We start from the raw sequence: 942 nt of genomic DNA on the forward strand, positions 1-942 counted from the left end.
GGGACGGCCGCGACGGTGGGCGCCGGGGCCGGGCCGGCGCCGCCGCGCAGCGGCAGCGGGGTGAGCACCGACAGCGGCCGCTCGTCGTCCACCACGGTCACCAGCGCGGCCGGGATGCGCAGGATGGTCCGCATGCCGCCGTACGGCGAGGGCTCGATGTGGCAGGAGAAGCCGTACTGGCGGGCCAGCTTGCCGATCACCGCGAAGCCGGTCTTGGGCGGGTTGCCGAGCTCGGTGAGCAGCATGTCCGGCGGGCCGGCCAGCAGCCGGCGGGCGCGGCGCAGCTGGTCCTCGTCCATGCCGATGCCACTGTCGTCGATGATCACCAGCGCGCCGCGGCCGCCCTGCTGGACGGTGACCGGGACGTCCGTCTCCGGGTGGGAGTAGGCGGTGGCGTTGGCGAGCAGTTCGGCGAGGGTGACGGCGATCGGCTCGGCGGCCCGGGCGACCACGGCGAGGTGCTGCTCGCGCAGGTGGTTGGCGACCTTGATCCGGGCGTAGCCGGGCACCCGGGAGAGCGCGCCGACGACCACCTCGGCGAGCGGCGAGTCGGTGCGGGCCAGGCCCGGCCAGGCCTCGCAGAGCACCGCGACGGTCTGGATCCGGCGCAGCGCGACCTCGTTGCGGAAGTCGACCTCCAGCAGCCGGGGGTCGTCGTTCTCGTGCTGGAGCTGCTGGACCAGGCTCTGGATCTGGTACAGCAGGGTCTGGATCCGGGAGGTGGCGCCGCGCATGGCGGCGCGGGCGGCGGCGTCCACCCGCTCGCGTTCGTCGGCGAGGGCGGCCTGGGCGGCGTCCAGGACGGCCTGAAGTGCCCGGACCGCCTCGGGGCCGACGGCCTGCGGGTCCAGCGGGCCGACCAGTGGGGCGTTGCTGTGGGTGAGCCGCACGGCGGTGGCGGCGACCCGCTCCTGGGCGAGGTGGCCGATCTCGGCGAGCAGC

1 protein-coding gene is annotated in these 942 nt (G+C 75.6%); it reads right to left on the minus strand.

The window, feature by feature from the left end:
• On the minus strand, nucleotides 1-942 hold a 942-nt coding region (locus tag KS423_RS46270), incomplete at both ends, for an ATP-binding protein (RefSeq protein WP_374120199.1).

It is taken from the genome of Streptomyces sp. LS1784, assembly GCF_020103755.1.
Taxonomy (GTDB): domain Bacteria; phylum Actinomycetota; class Actinomycetes; order Streptomycetales; family Streptomycetaceae; genus Kitasatospora.